The sequence below is a fragment of the Rhodococcus sp. 5G237 genome, from assembly GCF_053764735.1.
Genome location: NZ_JBSNCD010000013.1, coordinates 62862 through 80611 on the forward strand (window position 1 = coordinate 62862; position 17750 = coordinate 80611).

14 protein-coding genes are annotated in these 17750 nt (G+C 69.1%); 13 read left to right on the plus strand and 1 reads right to left on the minus strand.

The window, feature by feature from the left end; genetic code table 11:
* Positions 1-9: 9 nt before the first annotated feature.
* The 5 genes from mftC to ACWPOC_RS24765 are packed head-to-tail and all read left to right on the plus strand — an operon-like array spanning position 10 to position 7249.
* Positions 10-1251, plus strand: a complete 1242-nt coding sequence (gene mftC, locus ACWPOC_RS24745; RefSeq protein WP_059383270.1) for a mycofactocin radical SAM maturase — start codon at positions 10-12, stop codon at positions 1249-1251.
* Positions 1252-1273: 22 nt separating this feature from the next.
* The gene (mftD, locus tag ACWPOC_RS24750; protein ID WP_120279984.1) at positions 1274-2482 is read left to right on the plus strand and encodes a pre-mycofactocin synthase MftD; all 1209 of its coding nucleotides are present in this window, start codon (positions 1274-1276) and stop codon (positions 2480-2482) included.
* 13 nt (positions 2483-2495) lie between these two features.
* Positions 2496-4397 (plus strand): mycofactocin system FadH/OYE family oxidoreductase 1, encoded by a 1902-nt coding sequence (locus ACWPOC_RS24755; RefSeq protein ID WP_120279983.1) that lies wholly within the window; start codon positions 2496-2498, stop codon positions 4395-4397.
* A 51-nt stretch (positions 4398-4448) separates the two neighbouring features.
* Positions 4449-5261 (plus strand): mycofactocin-coupled SDR family oxidoreductase, encoded by an 813-nt coding sequence (locus ACWPOC_RS24760; RefSeq protein ID WP_120279982.1) that lies wholly within the window; start codon positions 4449-4451, stop codon positions 5259-5261.
* Positions 5262-5263: 2 nt separating this feature from the next.
* Complete coding sequence (locus ACWPOC_RS24765) at positions 5264-7249, plus strand: mycofactocin system FadH/OYE family oxidoreductase 2 (RefSeq protein ID WP_455409460.1); 1986 nt, start codon at positions 5264-5266, stop codon at positions 7247-7249.
* On the opposite strand, the gene ACWPOC_RS24770 is transcribed toward ACWPOC_RS24765, so the two are convergent.
* The gene (locus ACWPOC_RS24770) at positions 7224-8207 is read right to left on the minus strand and encodes a GNAT family N-acetyltransferase (RefSeq protein ID WP_120279980.1); all 984 of its coding nucleotides are present in this window, start codon (positions 8205-8207) and stop codon (positions 7224-7226) included. The two genes, ACWPOC_RS24765 and ACWPOC_RS24770, sit on opposite strands and share 26 nt — an antisense overlap.
* A 96-nt stretch (positions 8208-8303) precedes the next feature.
* Here ACWPOC_RS24770 and mftE point away from each other — a divergent pair, with 96 nt between their 5' ends.
* The 8 genes from mftE (at position 8304) to ACWPOC_RS24810 (ending at position 17651) form a co-directional block, all read left to right on the plus strand.
* A complete protein-coding gene (gene mftE / locus ACWPOC_RS24775; protein ID WP_120279979.1) occupies positions 8304-8987 on the plus strand; it encodes a mycofactocin biosynthesis peptidyl-dipeptidase MftE in 684 nt (227 codons plus the stop codon).
* Positions 8984-10417: a mycofactocin biosynthesis glycosyltransferase MftF gene (gene mftF / locus ACWPOC_RS24780; RefSeq protein ID WP_455409461.1), complete on the plus strand. Its 1434-nt coding sequence runs from the start codon at positions 8984-8986 to the stop codon at positions 10415-10417. The genes mftE and mftF overlap by 4 nt, the downstream gene beginning before the upstream one ends.
* A gap of 1 nt (position 10418) precedes the next feature.
* Positions 10419-11879: a mycofactocin dehydrogenase MftG gene (gene mftG, locus ACWPOC_RS24785; protein ID WP_120279977.1), complete on the plus strand. Its 1461-nt coding sequence runs from the start codon at positions 10419-10421 to the stop codon at positions 11877-11879.
* Between the two features lie 36 nt (positions 11880-11915).
* Entirely contained in the window at positions 11916-13214 is a 1299-nt protein-coding gene (locus tag ACWPOC_RS24790) for a GAF domain-containing protein (RefSeq protein WP_120279976.1), read from the plus strand.
* Positions 13215-13280: 66 nt separating this feature from the next.
* Positions 13281-14804, plus strand: coding sequence for an aldehyde dehydrogenase (adh, locus tag ACWPOC_RS24795; protein ID WP_059383407.1), 1524 nt, complete (start codon positions 13281-13283; stop codon positions 14802-14804).
* Positions 14805-14897: 93 nt separating this feature from the next.
* The gene (locus tag ACWPOC_RS24800) at positions 14898-15422 is read left to right on the plus strand and encodes a DUF779 domain-containing protein (protein ID WP_120279975.1); all 525 of its coding nucleotides are present in this window, start codon (positions 14898-14900) and stop codon (positions 15420-15422) included.
* Between the two features lie 133 nt (positions 15423-15555).
* Positions 15556-16104, plus strand: a complete 549-nt coding sequence (locus ACWPOC_RS24805; protein ID WP_120279974.1) for a hypothetical protein — start codon at positions 15556-15558, stop codon at positions 16102-16104.
* Between the two features lie 146 nt (positions 16105-16250).
* Positions 16251-17651, plus strand: coding sequence for an MFS transporter (locus ACWPOC_RS24810; protein ID WP_120279973.1), 1401 nt, complete (start codon positions 16251-16253; stop codon positions 17649-17651).
* Positions 17652-17750: the final 99 nt, after the last annotated feature.

The window sequence follows — 17750 nt, forward strand, 5'->3', positions numbered from 1 at the left end:
GACCAGCCCATGACCTCGCTGCTCGAACCGCCCACCACCTCCGCCCCACCGAAGGTCGGTCGCCTCGTCGACCAGTTCGAGAAGGGCCTCGACGCCCCGATCTGCCTGACCTGGGAGCTCACCTACGCCTGCAACCTCTCGTGTGTGCACTGCCTGTCCTCGTCGGGCAAGCGCGACCCGCGCGAACTGTCGACCGAACAGTGCAAGGCGATCATCGACGAGCTGCAGCGCATGCAGGTCTTCTACGTCAACATCGGTGGCGGCGAACCCACCGTGCGATCGGACTTCTGGGAACTCGTCGATTACGCCACCGAACATCAGGTGGGCGTGAAGTTCTCGACCAACGGTGTGCGCATCGACAAGAAGGTCGCCGCCCGGCTGGCCGCTTCCGACTACGTCGACGTGCAGATCTCCCTCGACGGTGCCACCGCCGAGGTCAACGACGCCGTGCGTGGGCCGGGTTCGTTCGCGATGGCCGTGCGCGCGCTGGAGAACCTGTCCGAGGCGGGTTTTCGCGACGCGAAGATCTCCGTCGTCGTCACCCGCCAGAACGTCGACCAGCTCGACGAGTTCAAGGCTCTCGCAGACCGCTACGGCGCGACCCTGCGCATCACGCGACTGCGCCCGTCCGGCCGCGCCGTGGACGTGTGGGACGACCTGCATCCCACCCACGAGCAGCAGCGGCAGCTCTACGACTGGCTCGTCGCCCACGGCGAGGGCGTGCTCACCGGCGACTCGTTCTTCCACCTGTCCGCCTTCGGCGGCGAGGGCGGTGGCTCGCTGCCCGGACTGAATCTGTGTGGTGCGGGACGCGTGGTGTGTCTGATCGACCCGGTCGGCGACGTCTACGCGTGCCCCTTCGCGATCCACGAGAACTTCCACGCCGGAAACATCCTGACCGACGGTGGTTTCGCGTCGGTGTGGAAGAACTCCGAGCTGTTTCGCGAACTGCGCGAACCGCAGTCCGCCGGTGCGTGCGCGTCGTGCAACTTCTTCGACGCGTGCCGCGGCGGTTGCATGGCCGCGAAGTTCTTCACCGGCCTGCCGATGGACGGCCCCGATCCCGAATGCGTGCAGGGCTACGGACAGTCCGCGCTCGAGGCCGAACGCACCGTGCCGCAGTCGAGCGTCGACCACTCGCGTACCGGCAAGCGCGCCGAACGGCGCACTCCGGCCGCACCGGTACCGCTGACCCTGCTCACCAAGCCCCCCGCCAAGTTCTGCGACGAGAATCCGCTCGCAGGGCTCTAGATCTTCGAGGAGACGACCGACGATGGCCAAGCCTTCCTGGTTGAAGAATCCGTGGGCCCAGGACCCGTGGTTCGAGACCGTCGCAATCGCACAGCAGCGCGCCCGCAAACGCCTGCCCAAGTCCGTCTACGGCGCGCTCGTCGCCGGGTCCGAGGCCGGCATCACGGTCGACGACAACACCACCGCCTTCCGCGAACTCGGATTCGCCCCGCACGTCGCGGGGCTGTCCGACAAGCGGGAGATGGCCACGACCATCATGGGACAGGATGTGTCCCTGCCCGTGATGATCTCGCCGACCGGCGTGCAGGCCGTACACCCCGACGGTGAGGTCGCCGTGGCCCGCGCCGCCGCCGCCCGCGGCACCGCGATGGGTCTGTCGTCGTTCGCGAGCAAATCCATCGAAGAAGTCGCGGCGGTCAACGACAAGACCTTCTTCCAGATGTACTGGGTGGGCAGCCGCGACACGCTGATCCAGCGCATGGAACGTGCCCGCGCCGCCGGTGCGAAGGGCCTGATCATGACCCTGGACTGGTCGTTCTCCAACGGTCGCGACTGGGGTAGTCCCGCCATCCCGGAGCGGATGAACCTCGAGGCGATGGTCAAGTTCGCCCCCGAGGGCATCACCCGCCCCAAGTGGCTTCTCGAATGGGCGAAGACCGGCGGTGTGCCGGATCTGACCACCCCCAACCTCACGCCGCCGGAGGGTCAGGCCCCGACCTTCTTCGGTGCCTACGGTGAGTGGATGACCACGCCCCTGCCCACCTGGGAGGACGTCGCGTGGCTGCGCGAGCAGTGGGGTGACGCACCGTTCATGCTCAAGGGCGTCATGCGCGTCGACGACGCCAAGCGCGCCGTCGACGCCGGGGTCACCGCCATCTCGGTGTCCAACCACGGCGGCAACAACCTCGACGGCACCCCGGCGCCGATCCGGGCGCTGCCGGCGATCGCCGAGGCGGTGGGCAAGGACGTCGAGGTGCTGCTCGACGGTGGTATCCGCCGCGGCAGCGATGTCGTCAAGGCGATCGCGCTCGGCGCCAGGGCCGTGCTCATCGGTCGCGCGTACCTGTGGGGTCTGGCCGCGAACGGTCAGGCCGGTGTGGAGAACGTCCTCGACATCCTGTCCGGCGGAATCGGTTCCGCACTGATGGGTCTGGGCAAGAACTCGATCCACGAGCTCACCCCCGACGATGTGTTCGTGCCGGACGGTTTCCGCCGCGACCTCGGCATCTGACCGAACCGACGACATGGGCCCCGCGCTCACCGAACCGATCACCCTCGCCGGACGCACCGCTCCGTCGAGGGTGATCTTCGGTCCGCACGTCACGAATCTCGGTGACGGCCGGTCGTTCTCGGACCGTCACGTCGCGTACTACGCGCGACGTGCACGGGGTGGGTGCGGGATCGTCGTCACGGAAACGGCCTCGGTACACCCCTCCGACCATCCCTACGAACGCGCGCCGCTGGCCGAGCGCTGCGGGGACGGTTACCGGCGGATCGTCGAGGCCTGCCGTCCGCACGGGACACTCGTGCTCGCAGGCCTCGGCCATCGCGGCCTCCAGGGTTCGAGCGCGTGGACCCGCGCACCGCTGTGGGCACCCTCGCGCGTGCCGGACCCGGTGACACGCGAACTGCCCGCCGAGGCGACCGAGCGTGAGATCGCCGAGCTCGTCGAGTCCTTCGCCCGCGTCGCCGTCGTCGCCGTGGACTCCGATCTCGATGGAGTGGAACTCGACGCGGGACCGACCTCGCTGCTGCGGCAGTTCCTCTCCGGGCTGACCAATCACCGCGACGACACCTACGGCACCGACCGTGTGCGGCTGCTCCGCGAAGTGATCGCCGCCGTTCGCACGCGGATCGGTGCGGATCGCATCCTCGCCCTGAGACTCTCGTGCGACGAGAACGCGCCGTGGGCGGGCATCACTCCCGACATCGCCGCCGGATACGTCCGCGCGATCGCACCGTCGATCGATCTGCTCACGGTGGTGCGCGGCGGATTGTTCTCACCCGAGTCGTATCGGCCCGCCGCGCATATCTCTGCCGGATTCAACGACGAACTGTGCCACCGCATCCGGGAGGCGGTCGCCGGATCGGTTCCGATCGCTCTGCAGGGCAGCGTCGCCGACCTCGGACACGCGCAGCGGGCACTCTCCGACGGCACGTGCGACCTGGTCGAGATGACCCGCGCACAGATCGCCGACCCCGGCCTCGTCGTCGCCGCCCGTCGCGGTCGTCGGCCGCGTCCCTGCGTGCGCTGCAACCAGGCGTGCCTCGTCGACGATTTCCACAACCCGATCGTGGGGTGCATCGCGAACCCGGAGGCCGGCGCCGAGACACGGGACTCTCCCCGACCGGTGACCTCCGCACGCGACGTACTCGTGGTGGGTGCCGGACCGGCCGGCCTGGAAGCAGCCCGCGTGGCAGCGACGCGCGGTCACCGTGTCGTCCTGGTCGAGGCGGACGAGCGGGTCGGTGGGACGATCGCCGCCGTCTCGCGCGGTGGCCGGCCAGACTTCGCTGCGCTCGTCGACTGGCTCGAACAGCAATGCCTGGAGTCCGGCGTCGACATCCGTACCGGCACGGAAGTGAGTGCTGCCGACATCGAGGGTGCGCTCGCCGCGGGTACGGAGGTCGTGCAGGCCACCGGCGGGCTTCCACGTCCACCCTCTTTTCAGGTGACCGCGCCCGAGCGGTACGCGACCGCCGCGGAGGTGCTGTCGGGGATTCGGCCGCCTGCGTCCCGGATGGTCGTGTGGGATCCGATGGGTGGTCCGGTGGCGAGGACCGTCGTCGACCGTCTCGTGGAGCGCGGCGTGGAGGTCCACTACGCGACGGGTGATCCGGTCGCCGGATCACGACTCGCGCCGACGGGCGACCTCGTCGCCTTCGACGTCCGCATGCAGCGGGCGGGCGTGGCGAGACATCTCGGATGCCGGATCGGTTCCGTCGATGCCGACGGAGTCGTCGTTGTCGACCGGGTGTCCGGGGAAACCACGCCGGTCGCGGACGCGGTCCTGGTCGACTGCGCACCCCTGCTACCGCACGAAGTGTCCGAACAGTCGGGATCGTGGTCGATCGGCGACCGCGCGGCCCCGAGGACCGTGCGCGAGGCCGTCCGAGAGGGATACCGGGTCGCCACGGCACTGTAACGTGGGGCACACTGAAACGTGTTCTGATCTGGGTCGACGGGAAGGGCTGACATGGGAGATTTCGACGGCAAAGTCGTCTTCATCACCGGGATCGCACGCGGACAGGGCCGCAACCACGCCATCCGCTTCGCGCGCGAGGGTGCGTCCGTCATCGGCGTCGACATCGCGGCCCCGGTCTCGGAGTACGTGACCTACGAGCAGGCCACCGAGGACGACTTCCACGAAACGGTTCGGCTCGTGGAGGAGGCCGGCGGGAAGATCCTTGCGCGCGTCGCGGACGTGCGCGACAGCGCGGCGCTGAAGGCCGTCGTCGACGAGGGCGTCGCCCAGTTCGGACGGCTCGACGTGGTGGTCGCCAATGCCGGCATCTGCAGCTGGAACCGCTTCTGGGAGATGCCCGACGACCAGTTCGAAGAGCTGATCGACATCAATCTCACCGGTGTCTTCAAGACCCTCAAGGCAGCCGCCCCCGCGATGATCGAGGCCGGCAACGGCGGATCCGTCATCGTCGTCAGCTCGGTGGCGGGACTCAAGGCGATGCCCGGTCAGATCAACTACGCGGCAGCGAAATTCGGTCTCGTCGGTATCACGCAGGCGGCGGCGAAGGAACTCGGCCCGTACCGGATCCGGGTCAACTCCATCCACCCCTACGGCGTGAACACCCCGATGGGCACCGACGTCAGCGTCCTGAAGCTGTTCGAGAAGAACCCCTCGTGGGGACCGAACTTCGTCCCCATCCTCACCGAGAAGCCCGCCGCCGACCCCGACGACATCTCGGAGACCGTGTTGTTCCTCGCGAGCGATCGGGCCTCCACGATCACCGGCAGCCAGATGGCCGTCGACCAGGGAAACTCGAAGGTCTGACCGTGACGCGCACGGGGGCCGGCACCGTTCCGCACGCGTCGTTGCGGATCGGTCCGGTCACCCTGCGCAACCGCATCGTCTTCCCGGCGCACCTGACCAACTTCTCGGTCGACGGCACCGTCACCGACCGGCACATCGCGTACTACGAAGCCAGAGCACGCGGCGGCGCGTCGATGATCGTCACCGAGGAGCACACCGTGCACCCCTCGGACCGGCCCTACGAGAAGCTGATCCGGGGCTGGGACCCGGACGTCCTCGCCGGTTACCGACGCCTCACCAACGCCGTGCACCGGTACGGCACGCGGATTCTCGCGCAGCTCAACCACAACGGCGCGCAGGGGACCTCGATGTACACGGGGCAACCGTTGTGGGCGCCGAGTCCCGAACCCGACCCGCTCTTCCGCGAGGTTCCGCGCGCGATGACGGAATCCGACATCACCGAACTCGTCGCGGGCTACGCCGACGTCGCCCGCCGCTGCGCCGAGGGCGGCTTCGACGGTGTCGAGATCCAGTGCTCCCAGGCGTCCGTCCTGCGCGCTTTTCTCGCACCCGCGACGAACCGTCGCACCGACCGCTACGGCGGGGATCTCGCCGGGCGGGCCCGTCTGCTGCTCGAGGTCGTGTCCGCCGTGAGGCACGCCGTCGGGCGCGACCGCGTCGTGGGGGTGCGACTGACGGGTCACGACGGCACCGACGGCGGTGTCGGCATCGACGATGCCGTGCAGGTCGCGCGGATGCTCGAAGCGAGCGGCGACGTCGACTACCTCAACACGTCCGTGGGCGTCGCAACCGAGACGTTGCATCTGGTCGAAGCCCCGATGTCCACCCCGCACGGTTACTCGCTGTTCGTCCCCGACGCGATCCGGGCCGCAGTGTCGCTGCCCGTCGTCGGGGTCGGGCGCTTCACCCGACCCGAACAGGTCGGTGCCGCGCTCGCCGACGGAGTGTGCGATCTGGTCGGCGCCGTGCGCGCGCAGATCGCCGACCCGGAGTTCGCGAACAAGGTCCTCTCCGGACGCGACGACGAGATACGGCCGTGCATCGGCTGCAATCAGGAGTGCATCGGCAGGGTCGGACTCAACCGACCCATCGCATGCGCGGTCAATCCTCACGCCGGATACGAATCCGACGGCCCTGCCGAGGCTGCCGTACCGCAGCGGGTCGTCGTGGTCGGCGGCGGACCCGCCGGTCTCAGGGCGGCGGCAACGGCTGCCGGACAGGGGCATTCGGTCACTCTGTTCGAACGGAACCGGTGCACGGGTGGCCAGATCCGTGAGGCGGCCGCCGCGCCGCACCGTGCCGAACTGCTCGGCGCGGTGACGCACCTCGACGCCGAATGTCGCCGCAGGGGAGTGGACATCCGCACCGGTGTGACCGCCGATGCCGCGACGCTGCACGCGCTCGCGCCCGACGTCGTGGTCGTCGCGACGGGTGCGCGCCCACACCGGCCCGCCTGGGCGGGTTCGTCGGCGCGGGTGAGCGACGTGCGCGACGTGCTCACCGGTCGCATCGCACCCTCCGGCCGCGTCCTCGTCGTCGACGATCTCGGTTTCCATCAGGCGACCTCGGTCGCCGAACTGTTGGCGGACCGCGGATGCGCGGTGACGGTGTGCACGCCGGGGATGCTCGTGGGCCAGGACCTCGGCCTGACGCTCGAGCTCGACGGCTGGTTGCGTCGCGCCCACGACAAGCGGATCCAGCGACTCGCCGGCGTCGCCGTCGGCGGTGTCGTGGACCTGCCGGACGGCGCCGAGGTCGCCCTGGTCCACCACGCGACCGGCGAGCAGACGACGCTCACCGTGGACGCGGTCGTCGTCGCCACCCATCAGGAACCCGTCGACGAACTGTGGCGGGAACTCACCGGACCGGGCACGAGAGTGATCCGCGTGGGCGACGTGGTGACGCCACGCCGCCTGCACGCCGCGATCGTCGAGGGGGAGCGGGCCGCCAGGAATCTGGCTCCTACGTCTCCAGCCCGCGGCGCATGACGATCCGCGGCCAGCGGTCGAGGCCGTGTCTCCGTTCCTCCGCGCGGATCCGGGTGAGAGCGGGGGAGAGGGCATCGTCCGCGACCGTCCGGAAGCCGAGACGCGCGTAGTACGGGCCGTTCCACGGCACGTCGCGGTAGGTGGTCAGCGACAGCGATCCGAAACCGGCGTCCCGCGCCCACCCCACGACGTGGTCGATCAGCATGCGACCGATCCCGCGACGCGCGTGATCGGGATGCACCGACACCTGCTCGATGTGGACGCCGTCGTCGACGATGTCGGCCGCCAGATACGCGACCGCTCGTCCGTGCTCGTCGAACCACGCCCAGCAGCGACCGGCGTCCCGGTGGGCGCGCAGTTCCTCGACGGACGGAGGATCGTCGTCGGCGACGAACGCCATTCCGATCTCGGCGAAGGGTTTGCCCGCAGCGCGTTCGATCTCCTGCAGCACCGGCAGGTCGTCGTCGGTCGCCAGACGGATCGGGGGCAGTTCCTTGCAGTAGTACATGGCGGTCGGTGATTCCGCGTAGAGCCCGAAGCGCTCGTTCATCGGTACGTACCCGGCCTTCGCGTACAACGTGATCGCCTCGGGTTGCTCGCTGCCCGTCTCGAGGATCATGCGACGGCGACCGGCATCGGTCGCCGTCCGCTCCAGCGCACCCAGCACCCGTTCGGCCACACCGCGACGCCGCATGCTCGCCCGCACGTACATCCGCTTGATCTCGGCATCACCGTCGCGCACCCCTCGATGCGAATGCTCCGGTGCACGCCAGCCGCCGATCCCGGCCGGAATCCCGTCGGCCACCGCCAGGAGGAACACCCCGCTCGGTGGCTCGAATTCGTGCGGCGACAGTTCGGTGTCGTCGGGTCCGCCGTACCTCCGCACGTATTCGAGCTGGACTTCGCCGATGAGGTCCTGCACGTCCGGGTCGTCCAGCGGACGAGGTTCGATCAGCACCGGGAAAGCGTACCGATCGGATCTCGGCGTCCGGCGGACCTACCGGGACCTCCGGGTTTCGTGCACGCCCGCGAAACCCTTAGCATCGGAGCGGTGATGCGGGAGCTCGCCGACGCCTGTTGGACGGACATCGAACCCGACCGGGTGACGGTGGCCGTCCCGATCGGTGCGCTCGAACAACACGGCCCACATCTTCCCCTCGACACCGACACCCGGATCGCGACTGCTGTCGCTGCCGAGCTGCCCGAGGTGGTCCTCGCCCCGCCGCTGCCCTACGGAGCGAGCGGGGAACACGAAGGTTTCGCCGGCACCGTCTCGATCGGAGCCGAGGTGACGAAGGCGCTGCTCGTCGAATACGGCAGGTCGGTGTGCCGGTGGGCGAAGCGGGTCGTCTTCGTCAACGGGCACGGCGGCAACGCCTATCCGCTGATCGAGGCGGTGAGTCTCCTGCGATACGAAGGCCGCGATGCTGCCTGGCTTCCGTGCGCGGTGCCCGGATCCGACGCCCATGCCGGTGTCACCGAGACGAGTCTGCTGCTGCACCTGGCACCCGGGACGGTCGACATGACACGGGCTGCGGTCGGGGCGACGGAACCGATCGGAGCACTGATGCCACGACTGCGCGAAGCCGGTATCGTCTCGGTGTCCGCGAACGGAGTGCTGGGAGACCCCACCGAGGCCACCGCAGAACTCGGCGCGCGCCTGTTCGCGAGTCTGGTCGAGCGGGCGAGTGCACAGGTCGCCCGGTGGCAGCCGGGAACGGAAGGAAGGCTTCGGTGAGTCGGGCTATCACTCCACAGGCGACGTCTCCGGAGGCGGCGCAGCCCCGGGCGACCCGGCTCCCCGACGGTTTCGGTGTGCGCATCGACGCACGGGTGCGCAGCTTCGCCGGAGGGCGTGTCCTCGTCGGAGGATCGCCCACGCGCATGCTCACACTCGCGCCCGCCGCCGTAGCGATGATCGACGAGGACTTCGTCGAGGTCGTCGACGCGCAGAGCGCCGCGGTCGCGCGCCGTCTGCTGGACTCGGGCATCGGGAACCCCCGGCCGACGAAGCTGCCGCCGAGTTCCGCCGTCACCGTCGTCGTCCCCGTCAAGGACAATCCTTCCGGCCTCGCCCGTCTGCTCGCCGCCGTCGAAGGGCACGAGGTCGTGGTCGTCGACGACGGTTCCGAGAAGCCGGTCGAGGCGCCGGAACGCGGTCGTGTCCGGGTGATCCGGCACGAGACCTCCCGTGGGCCCGCAGCGGCCCGGAACACCGGATTGCAGCAGGTGACAACGGAATTCGTCGCCTTCCTCGATTCCGATGTGGTACCACAACTCGGCTGGCTCGAACGATCGCTGGGGCACTTCACCGATCCCGCGGTCGCACTCGTCGCGCCGCGCATCGTGGCCCTCGAACCCGACAGCAGCGCGCTCGCGAAGTACGAGCACGCACGCTCGTCGCTCGACCTCGGCAGCCGGGAATCCGCCGTGGTCGCGGGTGGTCCTGTCTCGTACGTGCCGAGCGCGGCGCTGCTCGTCCGTCGCGACGCGCTCGTCGCCTGCGGTGGTTTCGACGAGGCGATGCACGTGGCCGAGGACGTCGATCTGTGCCGGCGACTGCAGACCTCGGGGTGGCGGTTGCGGTACGAGCCCATCTCGCGGGTCGCGCACGACCATCGCACCCGCTTCCGGACGTGGTTGACGCGCAAGGCATTCTACGGAACCGGTGCGGCCCCGCTCGCCGAGCGGCATCCGGGTTCCGTCCCACCGATGGTGATGTCGATCTGGACGCTCCTCGCGTGCGTCGCGATCGCGAGCTTCACCCGCGTGGGGGTGATGGCAGCGGTGCTGACCCAGGTGGTCACCTTCGTGCGGTTGCGGCGGATGTTCTCCGAACTCGACCGGCCCGACCGCATCGCCGCGCTGCTCACGGCCCAGGGATTCGCCGGTGGTCTGTGGCAGGTGGCGTCGGCGGTGTGCCGGCACTACTGGCCGGTCACGGTCGTCGCAGCGGTGTTCTCCCGCAAGGTTCGTCGGGCCGTGCTGGCTTGCGCTGTGGCCGAAGGTATCTGGGACTGGAAGACGCACCGCGAGAGCGGCGGGCTCGATCCCGTCCGGTACCTGCTCTACAAGCGCCTCGACGACCTCGCGTACGGCGCGGGGTTGTGGAAGGGCGCGCTCGACGCCCGCGCGGCGGCCGCGCTCGTACCCGACATCCGGAAGTGACATGATCCCGGCGCACGCCGATGTGGTGATCGTCGGCGGTGGAAGCTGCGGCTGCGTTCTCGCCGCCGGGCTCAGCGACGATCCGGACCGCACCGTGCTGCTGCTCGAGGAGGGCGCGGCGTTCGGATCGGCGTCCGCTGTTCCACGCGAGATCTGTGACGCTGCCGTCCTCCCGGTGGGTCCGGAGAGCCCGTGGGCGGCGGACTTCCCCGCACGGTTGACCCCGGACGTCGAGGCGACCGTGACGCGGGGCCGGGTGCTCGGCGGTTCCGGCGCGGTCAACGGCGCCTACTTCGTGCGTGCGCGGCCGGACGACTTCGCGTCGTGGCCCGCCTCGTGGTCGTACGAGGAGGTGCTGCCGTACTTCCGGGCCGTCGAGACCGACGCGGATATCCCCGGCGACCTGCACGGAAGTTCCGGCCCGATACCGGTCGCCCGGGTGCCGCGCGAACGGATGCATCCGCTCTCGCGTGCCTTCGTCGACGCCGCCGAAGGTGCGGGATTCACACCGGTCGCCGACCTCAACGCTCCAGGACCCGACGGGGTGGGTGCGGTTCCGTCGAACGTGCGTGACGGCACGAGGGTGGGTCCGTTCCTCGCGTACCTCGCGCCCGTCCTGGACCGGCCGAATCCGACGGTCGCCGGCGGGGTGTCCGCGACCCGCATCGTGATGGCGGGCGGTCGCGCGGTGGGCGTCGAGATCGCCGGACCCGACGGACCACGCACGATCTCGGCCGGACACGTGATCGTCGCCGCGGGCGCGGTGAGGTCCCCCCAGCTGCTGATGCTCTCCGGCATCGGACCGGCCGACGAACTGCGCCGGCTCGGCATCGATCCGCTGCACGACCTTCCCGGGGTGGGCTGCGACTTCTCCGACCACCCGGAGTTCACCGTCCCCTACCGGTTCCGCCCGGGTCTCCCGTCGCACACGTTGCTGCTCGAGACGGTCCTGCACACCGAGAACCTCGAACTGCGCCCGTACACCGCGGCATTCGGTGCGGCGATCCCCGGCAGTGGTGTCGCCGATCCGGTGCTCGGCGTCGTCCTGACGCGCCCACGCAGTCGCGGACGCATCGTGCTCGACGAACGCGACCCGCGACGTCCACCTCTGCTCGACTATCGATACCTGACCGACGCGGCCGACCGGCGAGCTCTGGAAGAGGGTGTCCGGCTCGCCGCCGACCTCCTCGCCGCGACCACCGGCGTCGTCGAGGCCGGCAGCGTGGACGCGCGTGGTGGCAGGCTCGGAACGTCGCTGCACCTGTCCGGAACGTGCCGGATGGGCGACGACGAGCACGCCGTGGTCGACGAGTGGTGCCGCGTGCGCGGGATCGATGGGTTGAGCGTCGTCGACACCTCGGTGTTTCCGCAGGTCCCGAGCCGTGGACCGCACGCCACCGCGGTGATGCTCGCCCACCGGGTCGCCGCGACCGCGAGGGATGCCCTGCCGCACACGGTGTGATCCCGACTACAGTGTCGGGGGAGGAGGCGCCGGTACATGACGGATCGTGGAATCGCGACGACCAACCCGTGGGTGGCACTCGACCCGGGAGCGGACGTGGCCGCGCACGCACGTGCGGTGCTGCGCGCGCACGGCACATTCGTCTCCGCGCGCGGCAAGGATCGGCTCGACGGGGTGCGCTCGGTGGTCCGCGACTCGTGGAGCCGGAGCCTGCAACGCGGCATCGATCCCGACGTCGTCGAACAACCCGCACTGCTCTCCGGGCACGAACTCGAGGAGTACCGCGCCGGCCACCCCATGTCGCTGATCCGCCCGGTGGTGCGCAAGCTCCTCGTCGAGGACGCCGCCGACAGCGGACTGTTGGTCGCCGTCACCGACGGTCAGGGACGGCTGCTGTGGGTCGAGGGCGACCACGCCGCGCGCGACCGCGCCCTGTCGATGAGCTTCGTCGAAGGTGCCGACTGGAGCGAGGACCGCGTCGGCACGAACGCTCCGGGAACGGCTCTCGCCGTGGATCATTCGGTGCAGATCTTCGGCGCCGAGCATTTCAACCGCACGGTGCACGAATGGAGTTGTTCGGCCGCTCCCGTGCACGACCCCACCAGCGGCCGGGTCCTCGGTGCCATCGACATCACCGGTGGTCACCGCGTCGCCGCGCCCGAGGTCCTGCAACTCGTTCGCGCGACGGTCGCGGCGGCGGAGGCCGAACTGCGGTTGCATGCCCTGAGCGGCCGCCCGCTGTTCCCCTCGGCGACGCCGCGCATCGAGACGATCGGCGCCGGGCGGCCCGCCCTGCACCGCGGAGGCGAACGCGTCGGCCTGTCCCGTCGGCACGCCGAGATCCTGCTGATCCTCGCCGATCACCCCGAGGGCCTGAGCTCCGACCGGCTCGCGGTGCTGCTCGACGAGAACGAACTCGACTCGGTGACGATCCGCGCCGAGATGTCGCGCCTGCGCAAGGTGCTCGGGGCCGAACACCTCGGCTCGCGGCCCTACCGGCTGCTCACCACGCTCGACACCGATGTCGCGGACGTGCGTCGCGCACTCGACCGCGGCGACGTGGCCTCGGCGGTCCGCCTCTGTACCGGGGAGATCCTGCCCGGATCGATGGCGCCGGGCATCGAGGAGATCCGCGACGAACTCCGCTCGGGCGTGCGGGCGGCGCTGTTGCGCTGCGGCGAGGAGCATCTGCTCGCGCAATGGACCTCGTCCGTCCACGGCCGCGAGGACATCACCGCCTGGGCGGCCTACCGGGCATCGATCGATCCTCGGTCGCCCCGCTTCGCGCAGGTCGATGCCACATTGACCCGATTGGACAGGCAGCTCGCAACGTAGTTGCAACCCTCGCGTTCGTAGTGTTCCGGATCACATACCGACCGCTCGACGCTGCAGGAGATGCACATGACCGTGTACGCCCGTCCCGGTTCGCCCGACGCCCTCATGTCCTTCCGGTCCCGGTACGACAACTGGATCGGCGGCCAGTGGGTGCCTCCGGTGAAGGGGGAGTACTTCGAGAACGTCACCCCCGTCACCGGCCAGGTGTTCACCGAGGTCGCTCGCGGCACCGAGGAGGACATCGAACTCGCGCTCGACGCAGCCCACGCCGCCGCACCGGCCTGGGGGAAGACCTCGCCCGCCGAACGCGCGGTGATCCTCAACAAGATCGCCGACCGCATCGAGGAGAACCTCGAGTCGATCGCCCTCGCCGAGTCGTGGGACAACGGCAAGCCCATCCGCGAGACCCTCAACGCCGACATCCCGCTCGCGATCGACCACTTCCGCTACTTCGCGGGAGCCATTCGCGCGCAGGAGGGTTCGATCTCCGAGATCAACTCCGAGACGGTCGCCTACCACTTCCACGAGCCGCTCGGCGTCGTCGGCCAGATCATCCCGTGGAACTTCCCGATCCTCATGGCCGTGTGGAAGCTCGCGCCGGCCCTGGCCGCCGGCAACGCGGTGGTCCTCAAGCCCGCCGAGCAGACCCCGGCGTCCATCCTGCACCTGATCTCGATCATCGGCGACCTGCTGCCGCCCGGCGTGGTCAACATCGTCAACGGTTTCGGTGTGGAGGCGGGTAAGCCCCTCGCGTCGAGCCCGCGCATCCGCAAGATCGCGTTCACCGGTGAGACCACCACCGGCCGGCTGATCATGCAGTACGCCTCGCAGAACCTGATCCCGGTCACCCTCGAACTCGGTGGCAAGAGCCCGAACATCTTCTTCTCCGACGTGCTGTCGGCGAACGACGACTACCAGGACAAGGCGCTCGAAGGCTTCACGATGTTCGCCCTCAACCAGGGTGAGGTGTGCACGTGCCCGTCGCGTGCGCTGATCCAGCAGGACATCTTCGACGACTTCCTCTCGCTCGCCGCGGTCCGCACCAAGGCCGTCCGCCAGGGCGATCCGCTCGACACCGACACGATGATCGGCGCTCAGGCCTCGAACGACCAGCTCGAGAAGATCCTGTCGTACATCGAGATCGGCAAGAGCGAGGGTGCCAAGGTCATCACCGGTGGTGAGCGCGCCGATCTCGGCGGCGACCTCTCGGGCGGCTACTACGTGCAGCCGACGATCTTCCAGGGCGACAACAAGATGCGCATCTTCCAGGAGGAGATCTTCGGCCCGGTCGTGTCCGTGACGTCCTTCTCCGATTTCGACGACGCGATCTCGATCGCCAACGACACCCTCTACGGTCTCGGTGCCGGTGTGTGGTCCCGTGACGGTGGTGTCGCCTACCGTGCCGGTCGCGCCATTCAGGCCGGCCGGGTGTGGACGAACACCTACCACCAGTACCCCGCGCACGCGGCCTTCGGTGGTTACAAGCAGTCCGGCATCGGCCGCGAGAACCACCACATGATGCTCGACCACTACCAGCAGACGAAGAATCTCCTGGTGTCCTACGCCCCCAAGGCACAGGGCTTCTTCTGATCCGAACTTCGGCGCCTGTCACGTCCGCACGACGTGGCAGGCGCCGTTGCCATACGCTCGGAACATCGTGCACCCCAACGGAAAGGCAGGACTGTGACCGTCCCGCGAATCGTGGCGACCGTCGATGCCGTCGCCCTGCTGCGCCGCCTCGCGCAGCGCAACGGACCGCTCATGATGCACCAGTCCGGCGGATGCTGTGACGGCTCCGCGCCGATGTGTTATCCCGAGGGCGATTTCGTCGTCGGCGACCGCGACGTGCTCCTCGGAGTCCTCGACCTGCGTCTCGGGGCAGGGGAGACCCGCTCCGATCCGCCGGTCGGCGCCGACGCCGTGCCGGTGTGGATCTCCGGTTCGCAGTTCGAGGCGTGGAAGCACACCTGTCTCGTCCTCGACGTGGTGCCCGGACGCGGCTCCGGGTTCAGTCTCGAAAGTCCGGAGGGAGTGCGTTTCCTCAGCAGGGGGCGCGCATTCACTCCCGACGAACTGGCCCTCCTGGAAGCCGACCGGCCGCTCACCGGGCGGGACCGGGAGGCCGGCGTGGAGCCCGCCGTGTCCGATGTGCCCACCGTGGTCGCCGAGGCCGCCGATGCGTGCCCGGTGCCCGGCCTGTCCCCGTGATCCCCTCTGCATGATCCCATCGGGAGGAGGGTGACTCACCTGCCGGTTGCCGGTGTGCGTCAGAATCGGAACGGAATCCGTCCGGATTCCGGACGACGACGTGGGCGCCCGGCGGGTGCGACGAGGAGTGGGCATGGCCTTCGCAGGCAACGTGGACGAACTGGCACTGCTGCAGACGGTGCGTCTGAAGAAGCAGGTCACGGCCGAGGTGATCGCCGCGCACCTCGGGGTGTCGGTGTCGGCCGGTCAGGCCGCGGTGGCCGCGCTCCTCGAGCAGGGCAAGGCGTCGGAGAACGACGGCGGCATCAGCCTCACCGACAAGGGCACCTCCGAGCTGAACGATCAGCTCGATGCCGAACGGGTCTCCATCGACGAGGATTCGATCTCGGAACTCTACGACCAGTTCCTCCCGCTCGACGAGGAGCTGAACACGCTCCTCGAGAACGCGGACGCCGACGGATTCGTCGACGGCCTCATCGGCCTCGACCGCCGGGCACAGAGTCTGTTCGACGACGTGTCGGCGTTCGTGCCGCGCCTGTCGCGCTACCAGGACCTGTTCGCCGAGGCCCTGGAGAAGATCAAGGGCGGCTCGCTGGCGTGGGCCACGGCCGCCAACATCGACTCCTACGCCTCCGTGTGGGGCGAGATGCGCCAGGAGATCGCGGGCGCCGCCGGCCGCTGACAATTTCGTTCGTTCGGCACACTATGTGATGCCGGTCACCCGCACCCCCCTTTCGGGGGTGGCGAGGGGGTGACCGGCATCACTACGTTTCGTTCATCCGCCGAGGCGATCACGCCCGCGGTTCGAACGGACAACGGAGGACTCACGTGACCAGTGTGTCGACCCCGGGGGCTGCCGAACCCCCCGTCGCCGGACCGGTGGGACGTTCGCGTCCCGATCCATCCACACCCCGCCACGCGGGACCCTCGAAGGAAGGGCCCGGTATCCGGCGCGTCGCCGTCGCCAGCTGTATGGGCACGACGATCGAGTTCTACGACTTCTTCATCTACGGCACCGCCGCAGCGCTCGTCTTCCCGACGGTCTTCTTCCCCGCACTCGGATCGACCGCGGGTACCGTCGCCTCCTTCGCGACCTTCGCCGTCGCCTTCATCGCCCGCCCCGTGGGCGCAATGCTGTTCGGGCACTTCGGCGACCGCATCGGACGCAAGAAGACGCTGATCTCCACGCTGCTGCTGATGGGTATCTCCACCCTGCTCATCGGCCTTCTACCCGGCGCCGAGACCATCGGTGTCGCCGCCCCGATCATCCTCGTGCTGTTGCGATTCGCCCAGGGCTTCGCAGTGGGCGGTGAGTGGGCCGGCGCGACCCTGCTCACCGCCGAATACGCGCCACCGGGCCAACGCGGTCTGTACGCGATGTTCCCGCAGCTCGGTCCCGCCATCGCCTTCGCCCTGTCGAGCGGCACCTTCCTGTTCACCGGTCTCGCCCTCGGCGACACCAACGACGCCTTCCTGAACTACGGTTGGCGGATCCCGTTCCTGCTCAGCATCGTTCTCGTCGGCATCGGCCTCTACATGCGCCTCGCCATCGAAGAGACTCCTGTCTTTCGTGCGGAGCAGGAAGCCCGCCGTAGTGCCCCGGCCGCCGAGGTCGAGGCCCCGCGCCGGCTGCCCTTCCTCGACGCGTTGCGCTACCAGGCCAAGGAGATCTTCCTCGCCGGCGGTGCGCTGGCCATCATGTTCGCCTTCTTCTACATGGGCACGGCCTACCTGACCAGCTACGCGACGTCCAAGCTGGGATTCGACCGGCCGTTCGTCCTGATGGTGGGCATCGCCTCGTCGCTCGTCTTCGGTCTCGCGATCGTGCTGTCCGCGCTGTATTCCGACCGCTTCGGGCGCAAGAAGGTCATCATGGTCTCGTGCGCGTTCTCCGTGGTCTGGGCACTGGTGTTGTTCCCGCTCCTCGACACCGGCTCACCGATCGCGTTCGTGCTCGGGATGATGATCACCCTCGCGATCTTCGGTATCGCCTACGGACCGTGCGGAGCACTGCTGCCCGAGATGTTCGCGACCCGCTACCGCTACACCGGTGCCGGTCTGGGCTACAACTTCGCCGGTGTCCTCGGCGGCGCCATCCCGCCGATGATCGCCGCACCGCTCGCTGCCTCCTACGGCGGTATCGCGATCGGGATCATGCTGGCCGCGATCGGCCTCGTGAGCCTGGTCTGCACCGCGGCACTCATGGAGACCCGCGACCGGGCTCTCTGATCCGCCGCAGGCGGATCCGTTTCGCACCGATCCGCCGCAGGCGGATCCGTCTCGCACCGATCCACCCCCGGTGGCGGTCGTCCTGCAGCAAACCAAAAA

What these genes read in the sequence shown, in the direction of transcription:
- mftC (WP_059383270.1), top strand. Translation starts at nt 10, where the DNA reads ATGACCTCGCTGCTCGAACCGCCCACCACCTCCGCCCCACCGAAGGTC.
- mftD (WP_120279984.1), top strand. Translation starts at nt 1,274, where the DNA reads ATGGCCAAGCCTTCCTGGTTGAAGAATCCGTGGGCCCAGGACCCGTGG.
- ACWPOC_RS24755 (WP_120279983.1), top strand. Translation starts at nt 2,496, where the DNA reads ATGGGCCCCGCGCTCACCGAACCGATCACCCTCGCCGGACGCACCGCT.
- ACWPOC_RS24760 (WP_120279982.1), top strand. Translation starts at nt 4,449, where the DNA reads ATGGGAGATTTCGACGGCAAAGTCGTCTTCATCACCGGGATCGCACGC.
- mftE (WP_120279979.1), top strand. Translation starts at nt 8,304, where the DNA reads ATGCGGGAGCTCGCCGACGCCTGTTGGACGGACATCGAACCCGACCGG.
- mftG (WP_120279977.1), top strand. Translation starts at nt 10,419, where the DNA reads ATGATCCCGGCGCACGCCGATGTGGTGATCGTCGGCGGTGGAAGCTGC.
- ACWPOC_RS24790 (WP_120279976.1), top strand. Translation starts at nt 11,916, where the DNA reads ATGACGGATCGTGGAATCGCGACGACCAACCCGTGGGTGGCACTCGAC.
- adh (WP_059383407.1), top strand. Translation starts at nt 13,281, where the DNA reads ATGACCGTGTACGCCCGTCCCGGTTCGCCCGACGCCCTCATGTCCTTC.
- ACWPOC_RS24805 (WP_120279974.1), top strand. Translation starts at nt 15,556, where the DNA reads ATGGCCTTCGCAGGCAACGTGGACGAACTGGCACTGCTGCAGACGGTG.